General features: G+C 47.3%; 5 protein-coding genes. 2 read left to right on the forward strand and 3 right to left on the reverse strand.

What is annotated here, in order from left to right:
* Both FD01_RS11150 and FD01_RS11155 read left to right on the forward strand, forming a co-directional pair.
* The coding region (locus tag FD01_RS11150; RefSeq protein ID WP_082611865.1) for an LPXTG cell wall anchor domain-containing protein at nt 1-2,526 on the forward strand (2,526 nt) is incomplete at its 5' end.
* 235 nt (nt 2,527-2,761) lie between these two features.
* Complete coding sequence (locus tag FD01_RS11155) at nt 2,762-3,028, forward strand: hypothetical protein (RefSeq protein WP_056964334.1); 267 nt, start codon at nt 2,762-2,764, stop codon at nt 3,026-3,028.
* A 42-nt stretch (nt 3,029-3,070) separates the two neighbouring features.
* On the opposite strand, the gene FD01_RS11160 is transcribed toward FD01_RS11155, so the two are convergent.
* The 3 genes from FD01_RS11160 to FD01_RS11165 all read right to left on the reverse strand — a co-directional run bounded on the left by FD01_RS11160 (nt 3,071) and on the right by FD01_RS11165 (nt 6,438).
* The gene (locus FD01_RS11160; RefSeq protein ID WP_056964336.1) at nt 3,071-5,797 is read right to left on the reverse strand and encodes a YhgE/Pip domain-containing protein; all 2,727 of its coding nucleotides are present in this window, start codon (nt 5,795-5,797) and stop codon (nt 3,071-3,073) included.
* Nucleotides 5,798-5,914: 117 nt separating this feature from the next.
* Nucleotides 5,915-6,061: a hypothetical protein gene (locus FD01_RS16135; protein ID WP_156647304.1), complete on the reverse strand. Its 147-nt coding sequence runs from the start codon at nt 6,059-6,061 to the stop codon at nt 5,915-5,917.
* Between the two features lie 176 nt (nt 6,062-6,237).
* Entirely contained in the window at nt 6,238-6,438 is a 201-nt protein-coding gene (locus tag FD01_RS11165; protein ID WP_056964337.1) for a hypothetical protein, read from the reverse strand.
* Nucleotides 6,439-6,768 lie beyond the last annotated feature (330 nt).

Consider the following 6,768-nt stretch of genomic DNA (forward strand, 5'->3'; position numbering starts at 1 on the left):
CGTTTCTTCAGTCGTCAACCAGCCGGAGTTCAAACTACTAAGAAAGATTACTTCGAAACTCAGATCACTCACGATCCTGATGGTGGCACAACCACTACTAAGACTAACGGTGACGGTGATATCACGACGATTGATAAAGACTGGGGTGATGGTGATCATTCTCATGTCGATATTGATACTGGGACTGGAATTGCCAAAATCACTGAAACTCCTAAAGGTGGTAGCCCAAGTGAACCAATCACGGTTCAACCTGGAGAATCTGGGAAGAACGGTACGACGACGCTTGATAATGGTGAACCAGATGGCAACATTGTCTTAACTCATCAAGGAACTGATGGGGACAAGACGACTGAAACGATTACGCCTGATACAAGTCGTTCGTTCAGTCGTCAACCAGGTGGTGTATCGACTGATGCTAGTCATTACTACGAAACTCAGATCACTCACGATCCTGATGGTGGCACAACCACTACTAAGACTAACGGTGATGGCGATATCACGACCATTGATAAAGACTGGCGCGATGGTGATCACTCTCATGTCGATATCAATACTGAGACTGGGATTGCCACAATCACTGAAACGCCGAATGGAGGCGAAGCAGGCACTCCTGTCGAAGTTCAACCTGGAGAATCTGGGGAGAACGGTAAGACCACACTTGATAATGGCGAACCCGATGGCAATATTGTCTTAACTCATCAAGGTACTGATGGTGATAAGACGACAGAAACTATTACGCCTGGTACAAGCCGTTCATTCAGCCGTCAACCAGGTGGTGTTTCCACAACTTCGAAGGATTACTTCGAAACTCAGATCACTCACGATCCTGATGGTGGCACAACTACCACGAAGACAAACGGTGATGGTGATATCACGACGATCGATAAAGACTGGAGCGATGGTGATCATTCTCATATTGATATTGACACGGATACTGGTATTGCGACAATCACAGAAACACCAAATGGAGGTGAAGCAGGAACCCCTGTCGAAGTTCAACCTGGAGAATCTGGGGAGAACGGTAAGACCACACTTGATAATGGCGAACCCGATGGCAATATTGTCTTAACTCATCAAGGTACTGATGGTGATAAGACGACCGAAACCATTACGCCCGATACAAGTCGTTCGTTCAGTCGTCAACCAGGTGGTGTATCGACTGATGCTAGTCATTACTTTGAAACTCAGATCACGCATGATCCTGATGGTGGCACTACCACTACCAAGACTAATGGTGATGGTGATATCACGACGATTGATAAAGACTGGGGTGATGGTGATCATTCTCATGTCGATATTGATACGGACACTGGAATCGCCACAATCACTGAAACGCCAAATGGAGGCGAAGCAGGAACTCCAGTTGAAGTTCAACCAGGCGAATCTGGTAAGAACGGTAAGACCACTCTTGATAATGGCGAGCCGGATGGCAACATCGTTTTAACGCATCAAGGAACTGATGGGGATAAGACGACTGAAACCATTACGCCTGATACGAGCCGTTCGTTCAGTCGTCAACCAGGTGGTGTTTCGACTGATGCCAGTCATTACTACGAAACTCAAGTCACTCATGATCCAGACGGTGGGACTACTACCACGAAGACAAACGGTGATGGCGATATCACGACGATCGATAAAAACTGGGGTGATGGTGATCACTCTCATGTCGAAATCGATACGGATACTGGTGTTGCGACCATTACGGAAACGCCAAATGGAGGTGAAGCAGGAACTCCTGTCGAAGTTCAACCAGGAGAATCCGGTAAGAACGGTAAGACGACGCTTGATAACGGTGAACCAGATGGCAACCTCGTTTTAACTCATCAAGGCACTGATGGAGATAAAACAACTGAAACCATCACGCCAGATACTAGCCGTTCATTCAGCCGGATGCCGGCACCAGTCGTTGTTACAGCGGAGGATTACTACGACACTCGGATTACTCATGATGTCGATGGTGGCACCACCACGACCGTGACGAACGGGAACGGTGATGTGACCACGATTGATAAAGACTGGGGTGATGGTAGTCATACGCATGTAACTGTCGATCCAAATACTGGGGATGTAACGGCAACTGATACTGATGAAAATGGCAATACCAGCACGCCAGTAACGGTCAAACCAGGTGAAACTGGCACAACTGGCCAAACCACGATTACCAATGGTCGACCAGACGGGGACATCATTTTGAGTCATGAAGGAACCGATGGTGATCAAGTTGAGGCTGCAATCAGTGATGATGGTCACGTCAGAGTAAGTTTGCCTGATACCGATGCGGAAGCTAAAGCTGAAACCAACGTCACAGTTACCTCGACGTCAGGATCGACGACTAGTGCCAACCGTGCCAACTTGTCGCAAACGAGTGCAACCAGTCGCACTGATGTGCAAGGTAAAAAGCCAAGCACAACGCAGCTGCCTGAAACTGGGGATAAGCAAAATGGTTTAGGCTTGATCGGGGCGACGCTGCTTGCTGGCTTAGCGATGTTAGGCTTTGGCAAGCGCCGACGTGATGATGAAGACTAGTTGAAATAACGAAAAGAACCTCCAGCTCATAAACGGCTGGAGGTTCTTTGGTTACTTATGACAAGTGCTATATAATAGAAGAAATACGTTTACTTTTTTGTCAGCCGGAGGTTCAAAAGCAAGTAGTGATGCTAGATTCAGCCATAAATTTTGGCGTCGAAACCACTTTCATTTTGACGCATTTAGGCTTATGGTGAATAAGGTAAAACTTGTTGCGGAAAAAATGGAGGACGGCATGTTCCAATTTTTGACCTACCCAATGTTTGTTTCAGAAAATCCTGACGACGATCGGCATCGCTTCACGTTCACAAGTCCTGATTTTGCGGACTTTGAAGTGGTGGGCGAAACGATTGCCAGCACCACGCACTTGGCCGGTGCGACCATTGCGCGGATGATCGACGCTGGTGTGGCGGCACCAAAGCCAAGTACTGCTGACACGGTGCATGATCGCGGCCAACGCGTTGTGTATGTGTCCGTTGACCGGCGCGTCAATCACGACTAATCAAAAAATCATCACCCACGTTGAACGGGTGATGATTTTTTGTTATTCCATGATCTGGCTCTTTTTGGTGATGGCGTGCATTTTATCGATCAATGGGCGAATCGGGCCTTTTAACAACAACCCGAACAAGAAGAAGCCGATCCCAAACGCGGCCAAGTGCCACAGATCAGACCATAAGTTCGGCCAGTAAATACCACCGACTGGTTCGCGCAAAGCGTTGACTGCATAAGTGAAAGGCAGCCAAGGGTTGATCATTTGGAAGAATTTGCCGGATAACACGACTGGGAAGTTCCCGCCAGCCCCGGAAATCGACAAGACCAAAATGATGATCCCCATGCCTTTGCCGATATTGCCAAATAAGGCAATCAGCGAATATAGAATCGAGACGAACACTGCGGAAAGACCCATGGCAATCGCGATATATAGCGGCTTGTCCACCACGTAAGTCCCGATCAACACGATGTTGCCAACTGCGGCGATCAGCGCTTGCATCATGCCTAACCCGACGAAAGTTAACCAGCGCGCGACGAATTGTTGTTTGACAGTGGTTTCTTTCAACTCGTCAGGAAGGTGATATTCCGTGATCAAAATCGCGCCAAGCAACAAGGCGCCGACCCAAATACAAAGTGCTAAGTAAAATGGTGCTGATTGTGAGCCGTAAGTTGGAATCGCGTAAAGATCGGTTTCATTCAAGGTGACCGGGTTGGCTAAGAAGTTGGCTTCTTTGCCGGCATCGCGGCGCAATAACTTCATCAAAGCCGATAAGTCGACGTTTTGCTCGCCTTTTTTAATGGCAGCGGCGCCTTTTTGAATTGCAACCTTTAAAGTTGGCCAATCAGATTGGATCAACGTGTGGGCTTGATTTAAACCGGAAACTAAAACTGGCATTTTGGTATTGGCAAGGTCAAGTGCTGAGGTGAGTTCTTTTTCCATGCCAGGTAAATCGTTTTGCACAAAAGCCGTGGCAGTGGCGAGCTTCGTTTTTAATGTTGGAAAATCATTTTGATACAATTCAGCGACTGTATTGATGCCGCCGGTGATTTGACTCATGTGACCGTTCAACAAGGTGTTCGCGTCTGCCACTTCTTGCTTGACCGCTGGCAGTTGCGTTTGGACTTTTTTCAAAACGCTTTGGGCTTGTTGGAGCAAGTCTTTGGTATTGGTCAACATGCTCGGCAGCTTTGGTAGGACTTGTTTGTTGATATCAGCAAGGGTGGTGTTTGCAGAATTCAACACTGATTTGAATTGAGTGATCAGCTGGGTGACGCTTTGCTCTAAGCCTAAATTTTGCAAGGTGGTTGATGCTTGGGTGAAGGTGTCGGCAGTGGTTTGCAATTGTTTGAGTTGGGCTTGGAGTTCGGTGGTCGAGGCCGTTGGCGCAATGTCTGCTAAATGTTGTGCTTGTGTGGAAAGCTTAGTAGCGATCGTGCTCGTCGCTTTGAGCTGATCGATCGCCTGATTTAACGTGGTCGATTCAGCGCCATTATTTAACGCATTGTAGCTGGCTTGCAGTTGTTGCAAACTGGCCGCCAGCTTAGTCGCCACGCTGGCAGTATTTTGCTGACGTTGGGCGATCCCCGTTGCTAAGGTGGCAATCGCTTGTTTGGCATCAGTGTCTGCATCAAGATCGGCTAAATTCTGATTCAAGGTCGTCAAGTCTTGGCTTAAGCGGGTGTTAGCCGTGGCAATCAAGGTCAACCCAGCAGTGGCAGCGTTGTGCACGACTGTTAAACCAGATTCGATTTGTGGTAACACTTGATCTTTGGTGGTGGCGACTGCTGCTTGGGCAGATTTTCCGAACTGGTTGATCGCCGGCAAGGTGCCATTGACACTGTTGATCACTGACAAGCCTTGTTGCGTGACCGTGACGGCTTTAGAGACACTGGACTCTAGCGTTCCAAAGTTATCGTTGACTTGTTGGAGTTGTGAACCAGCCGCTTTGACTTCAGGCAGTTTGGCTTGGACTTGTAAAGCCAGCTGCCCGCCTTCATCAACCAGTGGCAAGTATTGTTGGGCTTTGACCAACTTGTTGGCCATTTGGTTGACTTCAGGCAAGTAAGCCGCCATTTCATTGGCTGTTTTGAGCTTTTGCTGGAGTTCAGGAACTTGTGAGCGGACGGTTTCGACTTCTTTGAGATAACTTTCAATGGTAGGCAACTGTTTGTTGGTGTTGGTCACTAAACTGGCAAAACGCCGGATCATCGGCAAGTTATCATCGAGTTGAATACCAGCTTTGTTGAATTCCGTCATTAAGGTTTTGGCGACAGTATCGACAAATTGTGTGGAAATAGTGGATTGTAGCGTCGATGCGCCGCTAGCGGTGATTTTCGGTGCGATCGCGTTGATTTTTTCGTTGACGTAATAATCGAGTTTCGGCTTTTTGACTTTGCCTTGCACGATGGTCAACAGATCTTTGGAAAATGATTTCGGCACCACGATGCCGGCATAATACTTCCCGGAACGCACACCTTCAGTCACGGCTTGTTTGGAATCAACAAAGCGCCAACCGAGCTTTTTATTTTTGTGGAGTTGATCCACCAGTTCTGAGCCGATAGCGATTTTCTTATCATTGAAAGTCGTCGCTTGATCTTGCGAATACACGGCCACTGTCAATGCTTGGGTATTGCTGTAAGGATCCCAAAGCGCCCAGACGTTGAACCAGCAATACAAGCTGGGGATGACGACTAACGCCAACACCAACAAAAAGGCTGGCGGGCTTTTGACCAAGCGTCGCCAGTCCAATGTAAACAATTTCCCAATATTTTTCATACTCACCCTCCGATATCTTAATAAATATATCATGAAAAATGAGCTTAAAACAGGCGAATATGAATGGATTTGTGATTGTAACATTCATATATAAGAATATACTTTGAATAAGTGAATTTATCGCCCGTGATCGGTTTGGATCGCGACTTTCATGGGTGACAGGCGGGTGTAGGCATTGACGATACTATTCTCCCCATCAGCAATGAGACTTAGGGCTAAGCGCCATGCTTCAATTAGAAGGTAAGCGGCAGCGATCACTTTCAAGCGTGAGGCCCATCCAAGCGTGGGTTGTCTAGTCGGGGTCGATTTGTTATACTGAAGCCATAGAAAAAGCGTGGTGCGGCCAACACCACGCCGGGCCTAGGCCCTAGCAGTCATCGTATCAAACGGTGGCCGAATTTTAATCCACGAACATGTCGCGCATTAGGCTAAGCCAAAAGCTAGCGCGGCTTTTTTGTTGTCCATTTCGTCCAATAGTGCTGGACGGCCGAGATCAGTTCGTCGAGAATCGACAACACTTCGATGACGTCTTTGACAAGTTTTCTTAGTGTCGACATCTTGTTGCGATTCCAAACAAACACGGCAATGAATGTGAACGCAGGTGCATTCAGTACTAAATGCGCCAGATCATTCACGGACATAAGGCACCTCCTTCCTACTAAGTGTGTGATGTTATGGGAATTTCCCATAGCGCATCAGTCCCTTCGTTAGGTGTACCACCGCTCTTAACTTTTCCTGCTAATCGTTATTTTAACACGTAAAATTAAAAGTCGCGACAATTATGACGTGACACTAATTTGATTCACATCATCTTGCTAGGCCGTTTTTTCTGAGCTCACAAGTTGCATACAATTTCCGGTGTTATCATGTTCTTGCACGAAACACGCGAAATGGCCAGAAAGATAACATGTATTTTCCTGGATTATTCATAGAATTTCAAAAAAGCAGCGCAATCCCACGATTCACACGGG

Source organism: Lacticaseibacillus manihotivorans DSM 13343 = JCM 12514, assembly GCF_001435035.1.
GTDB classification, from domain to species: Bacteria; Bacillota; Bacilli; order Lactobacillales; family Lactobacillaceae; genus Lacticaseibacillus; species Lacticaseibacillus manihotivorans.

Bases quoted from the DNA above. Each gene is read 5' to 3' on its own strand.
- FD01_RS11155 (WP_056964334.1), top strand. From the start codon at position 2,762: ATGTTCCAATTTTTGACCTACCCAATGTTTGTTTCAGAAAATCCTGAC.
- FD01_RS11160 (WP_056964336.1), bottom strand. From the start codon at position 5,797: ATGAAAAATATTGGGAAATTGTTTACATTGGACTGGCGACGCTTGGTC.
- FD01_RS11165 (WP_056964337.1), bottom strand. From the start codon at position 6,438: ATGTCCGTGAATGATCTGGCGCATTTAGTACTGAATGCACCTGCGTTC.